The organism is Anaerocolumna sp. AGMB13020 (assembly GCF_033100115.1).
GTDB lineage: Bacteria > Bacillota > Clostridia > Lachnospirales > Lachnospiraceae > Anaerocolumna.
The window spans coordinates 2,412,582-2,433,968 of sequence record NZ_CP136910.1 but is presented as its reverse complement, the minus strand read 5'-3'; the positions used below and the strand labels follow the sequence as shown (position 1 = coordinate 2,433,968).

Genomic DNA, 21,387 nt, shown 5'->3' with positions numbered 1-21,387 from the left:
TAACCTTAAGGCTTACGATACTGAGCAATACAAAAGGAGCGGAAATGAAAGAACTACTTACAATAAAGAATATTGAGAAATATTACGGCAACAAATCCAATGTAACCAAAGCTATTGATGATATCAGCTTTTCTGTTGGAGAAGGAGAATTTATTGGTGTTATGGGGGCTTCCGGTTCCGGCAAGACTACACTTTTAAATGTCATTTCAACCATTGATACCGTTAGTGCCGGACACATTTTTTTGGAGGAAACCGATATCACTGAAATTGCTGACAAAAAGCTGGCAGAATTCAGGAGAAAGAATCTGGGCTTTGTCTTTCAGGAATTCAATCTTCTGGATACGCTTACCCTGGAAGAGAATATTGCATATGCACTGACCATTAACAGGGTACCAACAGCTGAAATAGCCGCCAAAGTACAGGAGATAGCTGATAAGCTTGGAATCGGAGACATCTTGAGGAAATATCCTTCTGAGGTATCAGGCGGGCAAAAACAAAGATGTGCCTGTGCAAGAGCCGTGGTGAATAAGCCCAAACTGCTCTTGGCTGATGAGCCTACAGGTGCCCTGGACTCTAAATCAGCACAGCTGCTTATGGAAACACTGATCAGTATGAATGAAGAGCTTAAGGCAACTATACTTATGGTAACTCATGATGCGTTCTCTGCCAGTTACGCGAAAAGAATACTGTTTCTAAAGGACGGAAGAATATTTAATGAGATTAACCGAGGAGATAAGACCAGAAAACAGTTCTTTGGTGAGATACTGGACGTTATGACACTGCTTGGAGGTGATTTACGGGATGTACGGTAAACTCGCCATACGCAATGCAAAAAAATCCGTGAAGGATTATATCATATATATACTTACATTAACAATCTGTGTAGGTTTGTTCTATGCTTTTTTATCGGTATGCAGCAGTTATTATGTAAGTTCTCTGCCCGTAGAATATAACCTTGAAATGCTTCAGCAGTATATGCGCGTTCCGGTTATAGGCATTACTGGACTGCTGATATTTCTAATTCAATATGTAAATAACTATATGCTTCGAAGAAAACAAAAGGAATTTGCCATACAGACACTTCTGGGTATGGAACAAAAGCATACGGCTCTTCTCTTTTTTGCTGAAACCCTCATGATGGGACTGATATCTATTGTAATTGGCATTCTGCTGGGGGTATTTTTTTCTCAGGTTTTAACGATGCATATCATGAATTTTTTTGAAGAAGAATACCGCTTACATTTTTCACTGTACCTGGATACATTCACGATAACGGTTATAGGATTTTTAAGCACCTTTTTATTAATAGGAGGACTGAATATATGGAAGATCAAAAAATTAAAGATTATAGATATGCTACGGGCTGAGAAGGAATTGCAGAATGATCTGAAGAAGGACTATCTGATGCCCGTACTTATTCTGATTGGTGGTGCTGCCTCCCTGCAGAGAGTCATTGATATAGTGGATTTACACAGAAAATATAAAGAAGCAATAACAGGCGGGGCAATGGCACCACCTGATATACTTCTGTTTTATGCTAATCTGCTGCTTCCTGCCTTGTTTGTAATCACAGTGCTTGCCTTTCTTATGGCATGTGTGAGTAAGAGAAGACTATTATCGCTTAAGAAGCCGGTTATATTACTAACGGGACTGGCGGCTCTTTTGGTTATCTGTAATCTGCTTATTGTAGCAGGGCATCCGGCCTTTGACAGCAGTACCACGAACAGGGCTTATGTTTTTGTTATGGTGTATCTTGTATTCCTTCTCTTTACCGTTTTCTATGCCCTGTCAGCTCTTATGCAGGTATTTAAAGAGAAATCCAAAAAGCTTAAATACAGAGGAAATATCCTTTTTATAACAGGTCAGTTAAATGCAAGGTTATCCTCTAATTTTCGTACCATGTCTATATTGGCTGCAGCTATTTTGCTGGCTGTTACCACTTTTATTATTGATCCCATTCTATCGGGATGGGCACTGGGGTATCTTAAGGAAAGAGCTGTATTTGACATACAGATCAGTACAGAGGCTAACTCACATACTACCTATGAAACTCTTCCAAAAGGGGATTTTTCTTATGCGGACAACTATTTTAAAGAGCAGGAGATAGAACGAAAGAGTTTCTGTAAGGCGGACTTCTTTTATATAAAACGGGAAGATTTTAAAGCAGGTAATATGAATATGGAGCAACCGGATATGGTAATGCCTTTATCTCAGTATAATAAACTCCTTACTATGGCAGGTCTTAAGACAATCGACTTAAAGGATACAGAATTCACTATGCAGTGGCAGTACAGCGTTGTGGAAGAGGAAGTCAAAAAATTCCTGGAAAAGAATGAAACTATTACGATAAATAAAAAAGTCCTCAGTCAGGCAGATGAGATGAGACACCGGGCCAGGCTTGGTGAGGTAATCTATCCTTATTATAACGGCAGGGTTATTATTGTGCCTGATGATATCTGTGAAGGGCTGCTTCTCGGAAAGAGTAATTATTATGCGATGACTCAAGAAAAACTATCTTTTGAGGCTGCGCAAAAGGTTAATAGTGAGTTGAAAAGTATAATTAACAGCCAGGAGGAAAAGGAGCAATATGCCACAGCTCTTCGCCTGCGCACGCTGCAAAGAAATGAAGGGATATCCGGAGCTCTGGTTTTTAAACTGCTGTTATTCTATGGAGGAATTGTATTGTTTGTAATCAGCTTTGCCGTGCTGTCACTGCAACAGCTGGCGGATTCCTCTGAATTTAAGCAGAGATTTCAAATTATCAAAAAGTTAGGGGTAGAAGAGCGTTCCATTAATCGGATTATTTGCTGGCAGATGGGGTTGTGGTTTGGACTTCCTATCTTTACAGCAGGTATCAGTGCGCTGATAACTGGCAACTTCTATATTAAATGGATGAATCTGATCATTGAGACCTTAATTGGGAGAAAGGATTTCCTTGAATCATTAACGGAAATGCTGTTAATAATCCTTGTATTGCTTGGGTGTTATTTTATCAGTACCTGGATTTTGTTCAAGAAGAACATTGAGGCTGACTAGAGTGTATCAAACCCTGGCAAAAATTTGACAGTAAAATCAGTGGGAGTGTTGCAGCACTCCCTTTTTTGCGGTCAATACTTTTATAAGTTGCCCTTGAATTATTGTCCTTTTTTTTATATTATTAAGAGAAGAACTTTGTATTTAAATACCAGGTTCATAAGGTAAAGGGGTTTTGTACATGAAAAAGGATGTAACAAAAATTTTATGGGGCACCTTTCTTGTAGTAATGGGGCTTCTCTGGATTTGTACCAGTACCGGCTTGATTGAGAGCAGAACCTTTTCCGGACTTCTCTTTGCGTCAATCTTAGTTTTGATTGGCGTATCGATTCTATTTAAGAATGCAAATCAAGAGAAGACGGATGGAGAGGGAACTGCAGGCAATACAGGTTATTCTTCAAAAGAGAATGAGAGCGGGAGTTTCTCGAAAGAAGACAGCTATGAAGGTGAATTCAGGCAAAGCGGTTATGAAGGTGGATTTTCTCAAACAAATTATGAACATGAGGCAGAACAAGGTAATAAGGAGGACAGCTTCAGTCGTGATGGTTATGAGAAGGATATCAACCAGGACGGCTATAAAAATGAAACAGGTTATAGAAGTTATGATTATGGGAATGGTAAAACGAATAACTTAAAGCAAGACGAGGAATTCAGACAGACCATAAATAAAGTTGCCGGCAAAGAACATTATAGCAGTATTCTTTCCTCACAAAACGTTATATTTACAGAGGAGTTTACCGGAGCAGAGTTAATAGTCCTGGCAGGCGGTATTGAGCTGGATTTAAGGAATGCAGTTATAACAAGGGACATTGTGATAGATGTCAGCTGTATCATGGGGGGGATAACCATATTTCTGCCTTCAAATGTAATTGTGTCAGTAAGCTGCACCCCTATTATGGGAGGGGTGGAGAGTAAGATAGACGGAAATTATAATAAGAAGGATAGTAATGTTACGGTATATATTCGTGGGACATGCTTTATGGGAGGCATAGAAATACGTTAGAATATACCAGGCGGGCTTATCGCGAACTTTATATCCGAAAGAGAGGTTTTATGTACCAGGAAAATGTGGTTCTATGTGCAAGCAGCTCATATGAACAGAAATATTATTTAAATGAGGATTTTAATGGATTGCCGGACAGCATAAAAGAAGAGCTTAAGATTATGTGCGTACTTTTTACGGAAGATGTAGGCGGAGTACTAACCTTGGAATATGACGAAGAGGGAAACCTGCTCTTTCAGGTAAGCAGTGATGAAGGAGACCTCCTTTATGATGAAATCGGAAGTGTTTTAAAAATCAAGGAATTACAAAGAAGCAAAGAAGAACTTCTGGAATCCCTTGAGTTATTTTACAGAGTATTCTTCCTTGGAGAAGACATGCCGGATTAAGGGAGACAGAAACGGAGGAAAAAATGTTATTAGTAATAGATGTAGGAAATACCAATATCACCTTTGGTGTATTTAAAGAAGAAGAGCTTGTAGCCAGCTTTCGTATGACCACAAAGCTCCAGCGTACCTCAGACGAATATGGATTTACCATGTGCGGATTGCTTAAAAACAGAGGGATTGAACCGAAAGATATAGAGGCTGTTATTGTTGCCAGTGTTGTTCCTGGAATCATGCATTCCTTTAAAAATGGAATTATGAAGTATTTAAATATCAAACCCATGGAAGTCGGTATCGGAACCAAGACCGGACTTATGATTAATATGGCAAATCCCAAGGAGCTGGGAGCTGATCGTGTAGTAGACGCTGTGGCTGCGTATGATATTTATGGAGGTCCTCTTATTGTTATTGACTTCGGCACTGCCACTACCTATGATTTGATTGGTGCCAAAGGTGAATTCATTGCAGGGATAACCAGCCCCGGAATCAAGATCTGTGCAGATGCTTTATGGAATGAGACTGCAAAGCTTCCGGAAATAGAGATTAAAAAGCCTGATTCCATCCTTGCAAACGAGACAATCTCAAGCATGCAGGCAGGACTGGTGTACGGTTATATCGGACAAACGGAATATATTGTTCGCAAGATCATAGAAGAGTCAAAAATTCAAAATGTTAAAGTTATCGCAACGGGAGGCTTGGGTAAAATAATAGCCGATTCCACGGATGTTATTCAGATATATGACCAGCTTCTAACCTTAAAAGGTCTTCGTGTTATTTACAACAAAAACAAGAAATAGAAGCAGTCTTTAACTTAGTGTAAGACTTATTAGAAAGAGGAATTCATTTTGCAGATAGGCAATATAAATACAGAGGGGAATCTGGTACTTGGGCCAATGGCCGGAGTGACGGATTTACCCTTTCGTCTGTTATGTAAGGAACAGGGAGCTGACTTAATCTACACGGAGATGGTCAGCGCAAAAGGAATACAATATAATAATAAAAATACAGAAGAGCTCCTATTGGTTAAGGAGGAGGAAAGACCAGTGTCTTTGCAGCTTTTTGGCAGAGACCCGGTTATCTTGAGCGAAACTGCCAAAAAGATCGAACACAGGAATTTTGATATTCTGGATATCAATATGGGCTGTCCGGTACCTAAGGTAGTAAATAACGGCGAAGGTTCTGCGCTTATGAAGGAACCCAAACTTATTGGAGAGATTGTTTCGGCAGTATCTAGGGCCATCTCAAAACCTTTGACGATTAAAATACGCAGAGGTTTTAACGAAGCAGAAGTAAATGCTGTAGAGGTTGCCAGAATTGCTGAGGCAAACGGTGCGGCAGCGATTGCCGTTCACGGTAGAACCAGAGAACAGTACTACAGCGGCAAAGCTGACTGGGAGATTATAAGACAGGTTAAGGAAGCGGTCTCCATACCGGTTATCGGAAACGGGGATGTGGTTACTTATGAAGATGCGGTAAGGATTCAGGAAGAAACCGGCTGCGATGGTGTTATGATTGCCAGAGGAGCTCAAGGTAATCCATGGATATTTATGCAGATAAAGGAAGCCCTGAGGAATAAAACAGTACCTTTAAAACCTACTATAAAAGAAGCTGTGGATATGATGTTACGCCATGCAAAACTCGAGGTCATGTATAAGGGAGAGTATGTTGGTATCCGTGAGATGCGCAAGCATGTTGCCTGGTATACCACCGGTTATCCCATGGCGGCCAGATTCAGACAGAATGTCAATCTGATAGATACGTATTCTCAGCTGGAGGAACTGCTTTTAGTCTATCAGGCATCCGTTGAAATGATGGATAATAAGTAACAATGACCTGGGTAAAAGTAGGTTAAGATTCTACAAATTAAACAATAAATGAATATTTAGTAGAAAATAGTTGATTTTTATAGACTCTAATAGTAATATATTTATTAGAGCGACAGATGTCCGCGTGACACGAACACACACTTTCACATCTGCCGCATAAATATGTATTAGGCAGATTAGGTGAATTCACAAGCGACATAAGGTAAAGTGGAGAGCCGGAAAGAGGTTTGTATGAGTAAGTTAAGAGTTGGTATCCTTGGTGGTACCGGAATGGTAGGCCAGCGTTTCGTTTCCCTTTTGGAAAATCACCCCTGGTTTGAAGTTGCTGTTATCGCAGCCAGCCCCAGAAGTGCAGGTAAGACTTATGAGGAAGCTGTAGGAAGCAGATGGAAGATGAGCACTCCCATGCCGGAGGCAGTTAAACATATTATTGTGAAAGATGTGAATCAGGTGGATGAAATAAGCAGCCAGGTTGATTTTGTCTTTAGTGCAGTTGATATGACCAAAGAGGAGATCAAGGCCATAGAAGAAGCTTATGCAAAAACTGAAACTCCTGTAGTATCTAATAACAGCGCTCATAGATGGACCCCAGATGTTCCGATGGTGGTTCCGGAACTAAATCCAGAGCATCTGGAGCTGATTCCTTTTCAGAGAGAAAGACTTGGAACGAAGAGAGGTTTTATCGTTGTAAAACCCAATTGTTCAATTCAAAGCTACACCCCTGCATTATACGCTTTAAAGGAGTATGGTCCTAAGTTAGTGGTAGCAACCACTTACCAGGCAATATCAGGTGCCGGGAAGAATTTTGATGAATGGCCTGAGATGATAGATAATGTTATCCCTTACATTGGCGGTGAAGAAGAGAAGAGCGAGCAGGAACCCTTAAAGATATTCGGTAAGGTTGTAGAGGGTAAGCTTGAAAAAGCAAAGGGACCATTAATTACCACTCAATGTATTAGAGTTCCGGTATCAGACGGGCATACAGCAGCAATTTTCGTTAACTTTGAGAAGAAGCCCTCAAAGGAAGAGATCTTAAAGGCCTGGAAGGAATTTAAGGGTCTTCCCCAGGAACTAGAGCTTCCTATGGCACCCAAGCAGTTTATTCAGTATTTAGAGGAAGACAATCGTCCTCAGACCAAACTTGACAGAGATTATGAAGGCGGGATGGGTGTTTCCATCGGTCGTCTTAGAGAAGACAGCGTATTTGATTATAAGTTCGTAGGACTTTCACATAACACATTAAGAGGAGCAGCCGGCGGAGCTGTATTAATAGCGGAACTCCTTGCTGCCAAAGAATACATCACAGCGAAATAACCAAATAAAAGTTGCCGATACTGTTTGCTTTAACCATACACATGGGGTTAAAGCGAACGATATCGGCAACTTTTTAAGGCTCTGTTTCATATTGTCAAAAAGTAGATTTCTACAATTAATTTAGCTTTTAAAACTACTGGACTCCAGGAGCCTGTCGTATCCAGTATATCAGGCAATTATTCTCATTCTTTATAATCAAGCAGATATTTCAGATAATCCACACTGTTATCCTGATTTTTTGAGTTAACCACAATTCCAAATACCGGTCGGTCAGCGGCACTGGAGGCTCCTTTGAATAATTCTGCATTGTCCAGATAGATACCATAGGCACCGGATACCGGATTGTCCGAGGTACTTGATTCAAATACAGAATCTGAAAGAGCAGTAATCATTTCTGTAGGCAGCAGATCTGTCAGTTTGCTGAAAAAGCCTGCGGTTGCATAAGACTGAAAAGCGGATTCAGGAGCAATGATAACATCGATGTCACCAGCAGCTATATAAGTTGTAAGCTTTTGCTGCGCGCCCATGGTGTACTCCGAGACATCATTACCGGAGCCCAGATAATAAGAGGCATCAATAAATACTTCCTCCCTGTCATTGTCGCTTATAAGCCTTTTCTCCATATCGCTGGTCATCTTATCAATCGCTTCATCAGAGAAGGGATAGTTTAAAATCGCTGCATTAAGCACGGTGACCGGTTTCGGTGAAACAATCGTATAAATGAAATAGACCGCAAAACCGAGAATGATAAGGCCAATAATGGTCTTGGAAAGATAATAACTCTTATAATAAGAGACTTTCTCCTGAAAATTCATTTCTTTTAGTTTTTCTTTCTCGCTTTTTTCATCTCTTGGTGCATAAATGGATGCATTATCATCCAGCGCTGAATCTTTTAATTTATCTTCACTTATCATGGCTATTCTCTCCATTAAAGTCTGTATTCTGTGACAATCTTGTAGTATTAAGAAAAGAAATTGTTATAGTCAATTCTGCCCATAATTAAGTCACAGTATTTTTTACTATGGGTAGTTTAACACATTTGACTAGGAAAAAAAAGAAATTAATTCTAAAATATTAGTGAAAAAACAATACATTTGGGGTAATAGAAAAGATTACATTGCCTGATATTTAACAGGTTTGGTGCCATTAAGGCAGCAGGGACTGTAATGAAACAAAAAATTGCAGACTGTTTGGAAAAAGATAAAAAGTCAAGACTTACGAAAATTTCGTAACAGAAAGAGAGATAAAAATAAATTTTTATCTTTTTAAACAGTTGCAATGATTGTTTTCATAGGCTATAATGACAGTAAAACTAATCGTTAATACTATCATGCACATCAGATGTATCAAATGCCTCCAAAGCAGTTACTGTAAGGAAATAAAGGCCTTGATATATCGAAAGTATATAATTACGAAAGTTTAGTAAGTTATGTTAATGTTATTAATGTAAAGGAGAGTACAGTATGCAGTACGGTTATTTTGATGATGCCAAAAAAGAGTACGTTATCACTACTCCGGCAACCCCTTATCCTTGGATTAACTACTTGGGTTCACAGGATTTCTTTTCTCTTATATCCAACACAGGAGGCGGTTACAGCTTCTATAAAGACGCAAAATTAAGAAGAATTACACGCTACCGCTATAACAACGTTCCTTTGGATTTAGGCGGCGGACGCTATTATTATATCTATGATGACAAAGACGTATGGTCTCCCGGATACGCACCGGTTAAGAAAGAACTGGACCGTTATGAGTGCCGTCATGGTATGGGATATACCAAAATAACCGGTGAGAGAAATAAGGTAGAGACAGAAATCACATTCTTTGTACCCATTGATTTCAATGGAGAAGTTCATAAGGTTGTGGTTAAGAATACTGGAACTACCGAGAAAAAGGTTACTCTCTTCTCTTTCGCTGAATGGTGCCTGTGGAATGCTCAGGATGACCAGACAAATTATCAGAGAAACTTAAATACCGGAGAGGTAGAAGTAGACGGCTCCGTTATTTATCATAAAACAGAGTATAAGGAAAGACGTAATCATTATGCGTTCTTCTCCGTAAATGCACCTGTTACAGGCTTTGATTCAGACAGAGAGAGCTTCCTTGGAACCTATAACGGCTTCCACAATCCGGATGCTGTATTTGAAGGCAAATCTACGAATTCCGTGGCAGATGGCTGGTCACCTATCGCATCTCACAGCCTGGATATTACCCTTATGCCCGGTGAATCCAAGGAGTATGTATTTATCCTGGGTTATGTGGAAAATGAGCAGGAAGACAAATGGGAGTCAAAGAATGTAATCAATAAGACAAAAGCCAGAAAAATGATAGAAGAATTCCAGACAGCAGCAAAAGCAGATGAGGCTTTGAAAAAATTAAATGCTCACTGGGAGGACTTACTGTCCAGATACACCCTTGTATCCGGAGAAGATAAATTAAACCGTATGGTTAATATCTGGAACCAGTACCAATGTATGGTTACCTTTAACCTTTCAAGAAGTGCATCCTATTTCGAATCCGGAATCGGCAGAGGAATGGGCTTCCGTGACTCCAATCAGGATTTATTAGGTTTCCTGCACCAGATTCCTGACAGGGCAAGAGAGCGTATCATCGATCTTGCTTCCACCCAGCTTGAAGATGGTGGTGCTTATCACCAGTACCAGCCGTTAACCAAGAGAGGTAACGATGAAATCGGCGGTAACTTTAATGACGATCCGCTCTGGCTTATCCTTGCAGTTGTTGCATATGTAAAAGAAACCGGAGATTACAGTATCTTAGACGTTTCCACTCCTTATGACAATGATGAGAGCAAAGCAGCTCCTTTAGCAGACCACTTAAAGAGATCCTTTGACCATGTTATCAATAATTTAGGACCACATGGACTGCCTCTTATCGGAAGAGCAGACTGGAATGACTGCCTGAACTTGAACTGCTTCTCCATGGAGCCCGGTGAATCCTTCCAGACTAGCACAAGTAAAGACGGAAGAGTTGCTGAATCCGTTATGATTGCAGGTATGTTCGTATATATCGGAAAAGAATATGCAGAACTTATGAAGAAAGTCGGAAATGATGCAGAAAGCAGCCGAGCCATCAGCGAAGTTGAGAAGATGGAAGAAATTGTTATGGAACACGGCTATGATGGTGAGTGGTTCTTAAGAGCTTATGATGACTATGGAAGAAAAATCGGAAGCAATGAATGTGAAGAAGGAAAAATCTTCATCGAGTCCCAGGGTGTTTGTATCATGGGTGGTCTTGGTCTGAAAGACGGTAAAGCTATCAAAGCACTGGATTCCGTAGAAGAAAGACTGGGCACCAAATACGGTCTTGTTCTTAACAATCCTGCCTTTACAAAATATTATGTCGAGTACGGTGAGATTTCCACTTACCCTGCCGGTTATAAAGAAAATGCCGGTATCTTCTGCCATAACAATGCATGGATCATGTGTGCCGAGGCAGTTGTTGGAAGAGGAGATAAAGCCTTTGATTACTATACAAGAATTGCACCTGCTTATACAGAAGAATACAGTGAGATTCACCGCATGGAGCCTTATGTATATTCACAGATGGTTGCAGGTAAAGATGCAAAGCGTTTCGGTGAAGCTAAGAATTCCTGGCTGACCGGTACCGCATCCTGGAACTTTGTTGCAATAACCCAGTTTATCTTAGGTGTTAAACCTGATTATGATGGAATCTTAATCGATCCTGCAATTCCTTCAGGCTGGGATACTTATCAGGTTACCAGAAAATTCAGAGGTGATGAATATAAGATTACCATTAATAATCCCAAGCATGTATCCACAGGTGTGGAAAAGCTGGTATTAGATGGTAAAGAGATAGCATCCAATGTAATCCCTTATGTTGGAGACGGTAAGGTACATGAGGTTACTGTGACTTTGGGTTAATTTATTAAATAACAATTAGTTTATGATTTTTAAAGAGTGAGAATGTTGACTTGGACATTTCTCACTCTTTTTTGCACTTGTTTACAGATATCTGGTAAATATTGATTATAAATATAGAAAACAGTAATTTATCCCCATATTTATTGACATAATATGTAAAAATATGTTATCCTAATAAGGAACCTATAAATAGTTTAATTAAGGAGGAATATATAGTTATGTTAAAAATTGGAGTATTTAAAAAAATCATAGCATGCTTATTATGTGTAACAATTATAAGCAGCTCGATTAATGTAACCAATTCATATGCAGCTGTAACAACTCAAAGGGAAACTGTTATCGATTCTGTAGAAGAAAATCCATTTGCCAGGGATTCAGTCATATTTGCTGCGGCTTATATTGATGAGCTAAAAAGTATAAAAGGGTTGTGGGAACATGATGATTTAAATTCAACTGATGTTTTTGTTAGATATGATGACGCTTTAGAATTTGTTTTGTTTAAGACTACGGAGACACGAGATGTAGATATTCCTGTGAGTACTTTTAACAATTTTATAGATATACGAGTAGTTTTAAACACAAATGATGGAGCTAATATAAAATCAGATATTGTAACTATCCAAAAATCCAATGGTAGTTTTGAAACGGTTAGCAGAGATAGTGATGCTGATGGAATAGCAGATGGATATGAGATATGGGATGTAGGGACCGATCCATTTAATCCTGATACAGATGGTGATGGTTTCCCAGATGGCTATGAGATTAACGTCTTAGTAACATCTCCTTTGGAGTGGACAGCAGATGTTGATTTTGATGGAGATGGGTTAACGAACTTAGAAGAGATGAGGCTGGGAACCCATCCATATTTGGCGGATGGTGACTTTGATGGTTTGTCTGATTCAATGGATACAGACAAATTTATAACAGCAAATAAGCATAATAGAATTGTTGATTATGATGTAAAACTATACTCAGGCGAATTTGACAAAGTTTATCGTTATACTAATGCAGATGATGATTCTTGTACTATTGTTATAAACTCATTGACGAAATCTGTGAAGTATTATAGAGTCGGAGATAGAATTGAATCTTTCTATTTTTATAATGCGGATAATAATTTAGTTGCTCAAATAAATAAAACGGAAGACAATATATCAGCAGATACTTATGCTTATGATGGAAAAAATGTAGCTTATATTGGGCATGAAGGAACATCATATCATTTTAAATACAATGAAAATGGAGATATAGTAGAAACTCGCATAGGTGATCAGATTATTGCTAATCATGAGTACACTAATTCGTCACCTATAAAAACTGTATTTGCTAATAATCAGGTCATTGAGTATAGTTATAATAATAACAAAGATGCAATTAAAGAAATTAATGTAAATGGTAGTTTATATTTTCAAAATGAGTATGATAAAAATGGTAAACTAACTGTACAAAAAGATGTAAAGAACGATATTAATTATTCCTATGAATATGATACTGACAGTCGTTTGACAAAAATAGAAGGTGATAATGGCTCAAGCATTAAATACTTAAGTACAACAGATGGGGATACAGCAAATTATGTATTTGAAGGTGAAGAAAAAAAACAAAGTACGAAACATCTTAATGAAGGAATTATAACAGATTTACTAATTGGCGGAGAACTGAAACAACCTAATAGTGTGGATGAGAATAGACAAAGTTTGATCTTAAAAAATGAAAAAAATAAGATAGTATATGAAACTAATTATACAAAAGAAGATAACAAGATAATAACCAATACAAATAATGGAGAAATTCATGAAGTAAATGAATTTGACTCTAACGGGAATATTATAGGTGTAAAACAAGATGGTAAAAAAAATATAACCTATATATATAACTCTAAAAACCAATTAATACAATCCAACAATTATACTACAAAAGAAACAATAGTATATGAATATGATGATAATAATATTGTTTCAGAAAAATATTTTTCTAATAATTATATATCCAGTGATAATTTAATAAATGCCAATTACTATTCTTATAATGATAAAAACTGGAAAGACCTATTAACAGCCTATAATAACGAGAAAATCTTGTATGATGCTATTGGAAATCCTACGCACTATTTACGAAATATGAATCTTACTTGGGATAATGGACGTGAACTTTCGAAACTAAGTAAGCCGGGGATTGAGGCTGAATATTCCTATAATTATGATGGAATCAGAATAAAGAAGGAAATAAACGGGATACAGACAAATTATCTTTTAGATGGAACGAAAATAATAGCAGAAGAGACAAGCGGCAATACAATATGGTATTCCTATGATTCAAATGATCTTGCTATTGGGTTTGAATATAAAGGGAAGGTTTATTATTATGGTAAAAATATTCAAAATGATGTAGTAAATATTTATGGAAGCAATGGTGATATTCTGGTTGAATACACCTATGATGACTGGGGGAATGTAATTGATATTTCGGGTGATAAAGAGCTTGGAAATATAAATAAGTTTAGGTATCGAACATACTATTATGACGATGAAAGCGGATTTTATTATTTACAAAGCAGATATTATGACAGTGAAACTGGCAGATTCATTAATGCAGACAGAAAACTGGCATCTTTCAATGCTTTTGCTTATTGTGATAATAATCCAATAAACTATGTGGATTATACTGGTGAGGATGCAACTTATTTTATTATAAGTTTTGTTTTCGTAGGATTTGCCTTATTGCTGGCATTTCTTGTTGCTGCCAACTTTATGAGATTGTGGGAAGAATATTATGCACCTTATATATCTCAATTAGTAAATGGACTAATAAGTATTGGTAGTAATATAACGACTGCAGTTTTACAAGGAATTTGGAATTCGGCTAATGGAGTATCATTATATATAGCTAGTAAGTTACGAGAATATACAGTTGCACCATCATTCAGTTCACAGTATCAAGTTCATCATATTATTGCGGAAAGAGCAGCTGAAGCTGCCCCAGCTAGAGCAATATTAGATAGGCCTGAAGTGAAAATAGATGTTAATAGCATATATAATTTAGTCCCAATTAAAGCAGGTATACATGCACATTTACATACAAGCTTATATTATAATATGGTTAATTCTTATATTATTAATGCTTATTATGTAGGGAGCACTAGCGATAAATGGACTAATATAATTAAAGCATTAAACGAAATTAGAGTTTTCCTTCAAGCATTAAGTAATGGTGCACCTTTCTAATGAAGTGGTTAGATTAAAAATACTAAAGATTAAATCTAGTATATAAGGGGGTAAAATGAAAAAAATTGAAGATTTATGGAACTATGATGTGTCAGAAGATATCATAAACGGTGAAATTGATCATTTACGACGGGAGATTATCAAAGGATGGGATGTGAATGAACCGTTATCCATATATGCAATTCAAGGAAAATATATGTTACCTCTGATGCTAGCTATTAAGAATAATAATCTTAAGTCAATACAATTCTTAGTTGAGCAGGGGGCAAATCTTGATATTGATCCTGATCATGCATTTATTTTTGCAATGCGATATGCCGACGAAGAAGTGATACGTTATTTGGTTAATAAAGGAGCCAAAGTTAAAGTTTACGAAAAAACATATAATGCCTATGATTATATTACTCAATTTAGTAGAGAAAAGTATATTCCGCTTGCCATTGAAATGGGGTTACCTATAATACCATATGCTGCAAATTCTCTTTTTAGAGAAATTCCACGTAATAATTTTAGAATGGTTGAAGAGTTGCTCTGTCATGGAATGGATATTAACTTCAATAAGGTAACATCATGGAATCCATTAGGTAATACTCCTTTGTGTCATGCTGCATGTTATTGTGATGAAAAAATGGTTCAGTTTCTAATCGACCATGGTGCTGATCCAAGCATCCAAAATAAATCGAGGATGAGACCATATCTAATAGCTTTAAAACAAGGAAAAATTAAAAATGCACAACTATTAAGAGAATATGAACCAAATAAAGACGGTCCCGATGAAAAGCTTATAAAAAAGATTCCAAGGGAACTGCAGGAGTTCTTGGAAAAAAGTGATTTAAAGGTTTATATGCCAGAGAAACTAGGCATAGAATATCTTGAATTCCTGTCTCTCAGAGATTTGGCAGCAGTAAATTTTGAAGGAAGAAAAGGGATATTACTTACCAGAAAAGTGGAAAACTATCCAGATATCTGTCTGCTGTGGAATTCAAAAAAGAAATGTGTTTCTTATTATGAAATGGAACATATGTGGTATGGTGATTTTAATGTCAGTTTTGGCACCTTTATGAAAGAACCGGAACGCTATCTTCGAGGGATTTTTTCGCAGGAATTTCTTTGTTAAATAAATAATATAATTAATAAGACAGTATGAAAGCAGGAGATTCTTTCGTACTGTCTTATTTAATGAATTATTCATTCCTAATATGACAATATAGTGGCAATAAATTTTAAAAGTCCATTGCTTACGCAGATAATTGAATTTTTACTTTTTTCTATTAAATTTAAATAATAGAATTGTCCCCCAAATGCCTCCCAACAGCATAACTTCAAATATACCTGCAATGTGAATAATATACTTAATTGAAAAATTCTGTAGTAATGAAAACAAATGGTTTATACCTAAGACCCAACAGAGTACAGTTGACTGAAGGGTCAAAATTCTCATATATTCTAAGTTCTGTTTTATAAGTGCTACAAGTATCGCACTGATAATACCAATATTCCATAAAGCGATTTCGCGCTGCCAACCTCTGCTATTTCCCCAACTTGTAAAACGACCGCCTATTTCTGGAAGTAAAAACTGCCAGATAAATGCGCCGCTGCAAGCAATAAGCATAAATATAAGATAATATTGATAGTGTTTTACTGAAACATTTTTCTTGGAAATTCTCATAATAATCCTCCTAAATGTGAAATATATTTCATGTTTAGTATATCGTGAATTCTTTGCTGTGTCAACAAATATGAAATATAATTCATGTTTCTTGATTTGGCCGTAGGTTTGTAATATAATAACTTAAATAATACAGGCAGGTGGAAACGATGCAAAATAACGAAAAAATAAGAGAACCAAAGCAAAAAAGAGCAATCGAAAAAAAACAGAAAATTATAAGAGCAAGTTATAAGTTGTTTAGTGAGAAAGGCTACTATAAAACAAACACGGCAGAAATCGCACAAGCTGCCGGTGTATCAACAGGAATTGTATACAGCTATTTTGAAGATAAAAAACATATTCTCGTAGAAGTAATTAAGCACTATCTCTCTTTGCTGTCAGAGAAACTGAACCCTCTACTCACTGAACCTGTCAGTAAAAAGAAACTAACGCCTTTAATAGAAGAGTTCATTAACATATCAATCAAGTCTCACATCATGAATAAAGAAGCACACAATGAATTTTTAGCCCTGTCTCTTCTTGAAAGCGAAATACAAACTTTATTTGATGAATTTGAGAACGCGGTACTGCAAAAATTTTGTGAACTGTTAGAAACGGCAGGATTCTCCAAAGATAATATGCTTGAAAAAGTACGTATTGGCTATAGTATAATAGAACAGGTAAGCCACTACTATATACAGGAAAAGCTGCCGGCTGAAGAATTAAATAGGATTAAGTTACTTGCAGTCAACATCATAGTGACCACCTTAACTGAAAATAACAGAAAATAATCTCTTTATCATGTACACAAATCATTGAAAGAAAATAAGTGCTTTATATTTTTCTGTCTCATGCTATAATAATTTATTTGACAATTGCATAGTAATCTGAGTAATATAGTATTTAAAAATTTATAAGAGGAATTAAAGGAAAGCGAATACAGACTAAGAAAGAACGGAAGGAGACGATATATATGGCAGCAGGTTACGTAACAGAAACCATGAAACTAGAGTCGGAGGAGTTCCAGGAGACAGTTTCTCTGCAACAGGAGCGAATCAAGGCAGCCGCCGGAGAACTTCAGCCGGATACGATATTTAAAGATGCGGGAATCGTCAATGTCTTTACAGGGGAATTGGAATTCGGCGATATTGCTGTATATAAGGGGATGATTGTCGGAGTCGGAAAATATGCTGATATTGAGAAAGCACACTCTCAAGAAATTGAAATCATAGATTGTAAGAATAAATTTATTGCGCCGGGTTTTATTGATGGACATATTCATATAGAGAGTTCCATGTTATCTCCGGGAGCTTTTGCCAAGGCGGTTATGCCACATGGAACAACCGCAGTTATCACCGATCCTCATGAGATTGTAAATGTAGCAGGAAAAGCCGGACTACGGTTTATGCTGAGAGAATCCGAAGGGCTTCCACTTGATGTATATGTGATGTTGCCCTCCTGTGTGCCTGCAACACCGCTGGAGGAGTCAGGAGCTGTAATAAAGGCAGAAGATTTGGTGGAGTTTATGGGAGAGAAGTATGTTCTTGGCCTGGCGGAGGTTATGAACTCCCTGGGAGTAATTCAGGGAGAAGAAGAGCTTTTAAGAAAAATACTTCTTACAAAGCTTTCGGGAAAGATTGCAGATGGTCATGCTCCAGGAATTAAAGGGAAAGAAGTGAATGCTTATTGCACTGCCGGAATAAGCTCCGACCATGAGTGCAGTACGAAGGCTGAAGCCCTGGAAAAACTAAGAAGAGGCCAATGGATCATGATAAGGGAAGGTACTGCAGCCAGAAATATGGAGAGCTTAAAAGACTTACTGAAAGCACCCTATGCTGCACGATGTATGCTGGTAACCGATGACAGACATCCAGGAGAGCTTATACATCTTGGACATCTGGATTACCTTCTCCGTAAGGCTACAGAATACGGAGCGAATCCTATTACTGCAATTCAAATGGTGACACTTCATCCTGCGCAGTATTTTGGTCTCACAGGCAGAGGAGCAATAGCCCCTGGGTATTATGCGGATATGGTAATCCTTAACGACCTGGTTCAATTTACGGTGGATTCGGTATATAAGGACGGAAAACTTACAGCAAAAAACGGGAAGATATCAGAAACTTTCTATAATGCCAAGGGGTATAAAAAGAACGTTTTACAGAAAAGCAAAGAGTCCGTAAAAGAAGATAAGGACAAGGAAAATCATTTACATTCTGATAAAGAGAGAATCTTTCAATCCTTTCATTTAAAGGAACTTACACCTTCGGATTTCTACTTTAATGAAAGCGGCAGCCAGAAAAGAATTATGGAGCTCATACCTGGTGAGCTGATCACAAAGGAATTAATCCTTCCTTGCAGTAACGAAAGTAATTTTAAATCTGGAATAGAGCAAAAAGATGATATTGTCAAACTTGCGATGATAGAAAGACACAAAGAAACGGGACATATCGGTCTTGCCTTAATGAAAGGATATGGATTGCAGGCAGGAGCCGTAGCTTCCAGTATTGCTCATGATGCCCATAATATAATTGTAGCCGGTGCCACAGAGGAGGATATGTGTCTTGCGGCAAACAGAATAAGAGAGATCAACGGAGGCCTGGTAGTAGTTAAGGAAGGAAAAATAATCGGTGAATTACCCCTTCCCATTGGTGGATTAATGAGCGAAGAAAGTGCTGAAACGGTGGATAAAATCCTTGAGAGTCTAAAAGAAGAAGCCTATAAACTCGGAATAAAAGAAGGAATAGACCCCTTCATGACCCTCGCATTCTTATCCTTATCCGTAATTCCAAGACTTAAGTTAACCACCCGAGGGCTGGCAGATGCCAGAACACAGGAATTACTGCCCGTATATCTGCCGTAAACTGTTTAAACAGTTATAACAATTAGTTTTTTCAAAAAGATAGTATAAAAGATACAGCTTAAATTAGGTAAATCTTCTAAAGAGTAACCTTTAATCAGTTGATAAATGCTATAGATACTATAACAGACTATAAATCACCATCGCTAAAGTAAGGGAAGCATCGTCTCAATTTAAACACCCTGATAATTAAGTACACAGATGACTGGCGGGATTGTTTTGGAGTTTTGTCTCGAGGAGTTCCTTATGACACTTAAACGGCAGGAATAGTAACTAGGAAAAACAGTGCCAGTGTTTGAGCGCAGGAAATAAACGCAGCTCAAACAGTTGCAGCGAGTTTGGCACTGTTTTTCCTGTATAGTTACTATTTCTGCCGTTTTAGTGGAATAAGGGTTTACTCGCAACAAAACGGAAAAACAATCCCGCCAGTCATCGTCCGTCTGATAATATCTTTCACCCTCTGTCACATACGAATTATATTTTTCTTGCTATTTTTATCAAAAAATAATAAAATAAAAAGACAAAAGCATAAGGAGGTTTTATTATGGAAAAATGGTCATTTCCTTTTTTCCTGCATTCCTTTCTGAAAGTGTCAATTGCACCCTTAACAAGGGGCGGTATGATAAGAAGGGAACTGGAAGCTGCCTGTGCTGATTGTATCAGAAAACCTATCAGTCTTGACCGGAATACTACGGCGGGAACTAAACGAATTTTAATGTTGTGGAATTTAGTTTCTGCTGTTATGCCCTGGCATAGACAGCATCTATATAGTGAGCGCTGTTATGCCATAGGAATCCATGTAGGGATCTGGCGGACAGCGTTTTTTTAATTTATATAAGAACAATAGGAATTAAAAATGCACTGGACTGGGACAATCAGCAAGGAACATATTTCAATTAAAAAAGACACATAATAAGCATTAGAATCGGAGGAAGATATATGAGAGAGAAAAACGGAGTAAATACATTTAAATTGACACAGTTGGCATTGCTGACAGCAATCGTACTGCTGATGGCTTTTACGCCTATTGGATATATTAAAACCTTAGGACTTGAGATTGCATTGATTGTTATACCTGTAACAGTAGGAGCAATCGTACTTGGACCTGCCGCAGGAGCCTTCCTTGGCGGAGTATTTGGAATCACGAGTTTTCTGCAATGTTTCGGCTTGAGCGCTTTTGGTGCGGCGCTGCTTAGTATCAACCCAGTAGGAACCTTTATTGTATGTGTTATTCCCCGTATCCTCATGGGATGGCTTTCAGGACTTTTATTTACTGCACTAAAGAAAGGCAGGACAAAAACTATCGCATATCCTGTTGCCAGTTTGGCCGGACCCTTATTAAATACCTTGTTATTTATGACAACACTGCTGGCCTTCTTTTACCGTACTGATTTTATTCAGGGGATTGCTGATACCCTTGGAACGGGAAATGTAATCCTTTTTGCGGTAGCTTTTGTAGGCGTTAACGGTTTGGTAGAAGCAGCTGCCTGCTTTGTTCTTGGTACGGCCATTGCAGCCGCACTGGGAGCAGTTAACAGAACTACCAGCAGAGCGTAAACCTGAAACGTAAGTTGAAGGCTCCTTTCGTCCTTTTCCAGTTATTATTTTCGTGGAAATCCTACCTGGAAGAGGTAAGCCTTCGTTTAATCTATAGGTTCAATTTAAGGAAAAGATACATCAGGCATAGGAGGAAGAGCCTGGTTGCATAGCCAGGAAAAGGCTGCTTCAAAATGGAGGTCATCCTCTTTTGAGCGCTTTTTCATGGTTCCGATGCGGCCACCGGCTCTTCTTTGCTTTTTGGCAAGATGGCGTTCGAACATCATTAAATCTATGTTTTCTTCCGTGTAGTATTTTCCGTTTTGATTGATGGCATATGCCTTTTTGCCTAAAGCCATGGAAGCCACACCATAATCCTGCGTCACAACGATATCACCGGCCTCAGTACGGTTGATCAGGGCTATATCTACAGCATCCGGAGCCTTACTTACCTGGATTACTTCACAATAATCGGATTCCAGTATATGACTGGTATCAATAACCATCAATACCGGAAGCTGATAACTTTTGGCTACTTTAACGATTATATTCTTTACAGGACAGGCATCTGCATCAACTAATATTTTCATATATTCTCCCATTCTTTTAACAATTATATAAGTTTAACTTCGGTCTTTTCCAGAGGTGTCTGAAAACT

At 37.9% G+C, this 21,387-nt stretch carries 17 protein-coding genes; 14 read left to right on the top strand and 3 right to left on the bottom strand.

The features are described 5' to 3' along the window. Nucleotides 1–44: 44 nt before the first annotated feature. The 7 genes from R2R35_RS09650 to asd all read left to right on the top strand — a co-directional run bounded on the left by R2R35_RS09650 (nt 45) and on the right by asd (nt 7,559). On the top strand, nt 45–812 hold the full coding sequence (locus R2R35_RS09650; protein WP_317734314.1) for an ABC transporter ATP-binding protein: 768 nt from the start codon (nt 45–47) through the stop codon (nt 810–812). Further along, the gene (locus R2R35_RS09645; RefSeq protein WP_317734312.1) at nt 802–3,036 is read left to right on the top strand and encodes an FtsX-like permease family protein; all 2,235 of its coding nucleotides are present in this window, start codon (nt 802–804) and stop codon (nt 3,034–3,036) included. The genes R2R35_RS09650 and R2R35_RS09645 overlap by 11 nt, the downstream gene beginning before the upstream one ends. A gap of 178 nt (nt 3,037–3,214) precedes the next feature. Next, nucleotides 3,215–4,036, top strand: coding sequence for a LiaF domain-containing protein (locus tag R2R35_RS09640; RefSeq protein WP_317734310.1), 822 nt, complete (start codon nt 3,215–3,217; stop codon nt 4,034–4,036). Between the two features lie 50 nt (nt 4,037–4,086). Beyond that, nucleotides 4,087–4,422, top strand: a complete 336-nt coding sequence (locus tag R2R35_RS09635) for a DUF6145 family protein (RefSeq protein ID WP_317734308.1) — start codon at nt 4,087–4,089, stop codon at nt 4,420–4,422. Nucleotides 4,423–4,445: 23 nt separating this feature from the next. Next, nucleotides 4,446–5,216 (top strand): type III pantothenate kinase, encoded by a 771-nt coding sequence (locus R2R35_RS09630; protein ID WP_317734307.1) that lies wholly within the window; start codon nt 4,446–4,448, stop codon nt 5,214–5,216. Between the two features lie 96 nt (nt 5,217–5,312). After that, nucleotides 5,313–6,245 (top strand): tRNA dihydrouridine synthase DusB, encoded by a 933-nt coding sequence (dusB, locus tag R2R35_RS09625; RefSeq protein WP_442872289.1) that lies wholly within the window; start codon nt 5,313–5,315, stop codon nt 6,243–6,245. A gap of 231 nt (nt 6,246–6,476) precedes the next feature. After that, entirely contained in the window at nt 6,477–7,559 is a 1,083-nt protein-coding gene (asd, locus tag R2R35_RS09620) for an aspartate-semialdehyde dehydrogenase (protein ID WP_317734303.1), read from the top strand. A gap of 182 nt (nt 7,560–7,741) precedes the next feature. On the opposite strand, the gene R2R35_RS09615 is transcribed toward asd, so the two are convergent. After that, a complete protein-coding gene (locus R2R35_RS09615; protein ID WP_317734301.1) occupies nt 7,742–8,473 on the bottom strand; it encodes a hypothetical protein in 732 nt (243 codons plus the stop codon). Nucleotides 8,474–9,022: 549 nt separating this feature from the next. On the opposite strand from R2R35_RS09615, the gene R2R35_RS09610 reads away from it, so the two are divergent. The 3 genes from R2R35_RS09610 to R2R35_RS09600 all read left to right on the top strand — a co-directional run bounded on the left by R2R35_RS09610 (nt 9,023) and on the right by R2R35_RS09600 (nt 15,802). Next, nucleotides 9,023–11,461: a GH36-type glycosyl hydrolase domain-containing protein gene (locus tag R2R35_RS09610; RefSeq protein ID WP_317734300.1), complete on the top strand. Its 2,439-nt coding sequence runs from the start codon at nt 9,023–9,025 to the stop codon at nt 11,459–11,461. A gap of 218 nt (nt 11,462–11,679) precedes the next feature. Then, complete coding sequence (locus R2R35_RS09605; RefSeq protein WP_317734299.1) at nt 11,680–14,685, top strand: RHS repeat domain-containing protein; 3,006 nt, start codon at nt 11,680–11,682, stop codon at nt 14,683–14,685. 55 nt (nt 14,686–14,740) lie between these two features. Beyond that, nucleotides 14,741–15,802 (top strand): ankyrin repeat domain-containing protein, encoded by a 1,062-nt coding sequence (locus tag R2R35_RS09600; RefSeq protein ID WP_317734297.1) that lies wholly within the window; start codon nt 14,741–14,743, stop codon nt 15,800–15,802. A gap of 141 nt (nt 15,803–15,943) precedes the next feature. Here the strand turns inward: R2R35_RS09600 and R2R35_RS09595 are convergent, their stop codons facing one another. Next, complete coding sequence (locus tag R2R35_RS09595; RefSeq protein WP_317734296.1) at nt 15,944–16,354, bottom strand: hypothetical protein; 411 nt, start codon at nt 16,352–16,354, stop codon at nt 15,944–15,946. A gap of 149 nt (nt 16,355–16,503) precedes the next feature. On the opposite strand from R2R35_RS09595, the gene R2R35_RS09590 reads away from it, so the two are divergent. The 4 genes from R2R35_RS09590 (at nt 16,504) to R2R35_RS09575 (ending at nt 20,750) form a co-directional block, all read left to right on the top strand. Continuing rightward, a complete protein-coding gene (locus R2R35_RS09590; protein ID WP_317734295.1) occupies nt 16,504–17,124 on the top strand; it encodes a TetR/AcrR family transcriptional regulator in 621 nt (206 codons plus the stop codon). A gap of 182 nt (nt 17,125–17,306) precedes the next feature. Then, entirely contained in the window at nt 17,307–19,196 is a 1,890-nt protein-coding gene (ade, locus tag R2R35_RS09585; protein ID WP_317734294.1) for an adenine deaminase, read from the top strand. A 541-nt stretch (nt 19,197–19,737) separates the two neighbouring features. Further along, nucleotides 19,738–20,022: a hypothetical protein gene (locus tag R2R35_RS09580; protein ID WP_317734293.1), complete on the top strand. Its 285-nt coding sequence runs from the start codon at nt 19,738–19,740 to the stop codon at nt 20,020–20,022. A gap of 110 nt (nt 20,023–20,132) precedes the next feature. Continuing rightward, the gene (locus R2R35_RS09575; RefSeq protein ID WP_317734292.1) at nt 20,133–20,750 is read left to right on the top strand and encodes an ECF transporter S component; all 618 of its coding nucleotides are present in this window, start codon (nt 20,133–20,135) and stop codon (nt 20,748–20,750) included. Between the two features lie 104 nt (nt 20,751–20,854). On the opposite strand, the gene R2R35_RS09570 is transcribed toward R2R35_RS09575, so the two are convergent. Beyond that, on the bottom strand, nt 20,855–21,319 hold the full coding sequence (locus R2R35_RS09570; protein ID WP_317734291.1) for a YaiI/YqxD family protein: 465 nt from the start codon (nt 21,317–21,319) through the stop codon (nt 20,855–20,857). Between the last annotated feature and the right edge of the window lie 68 nt (nt 21,320–21,387).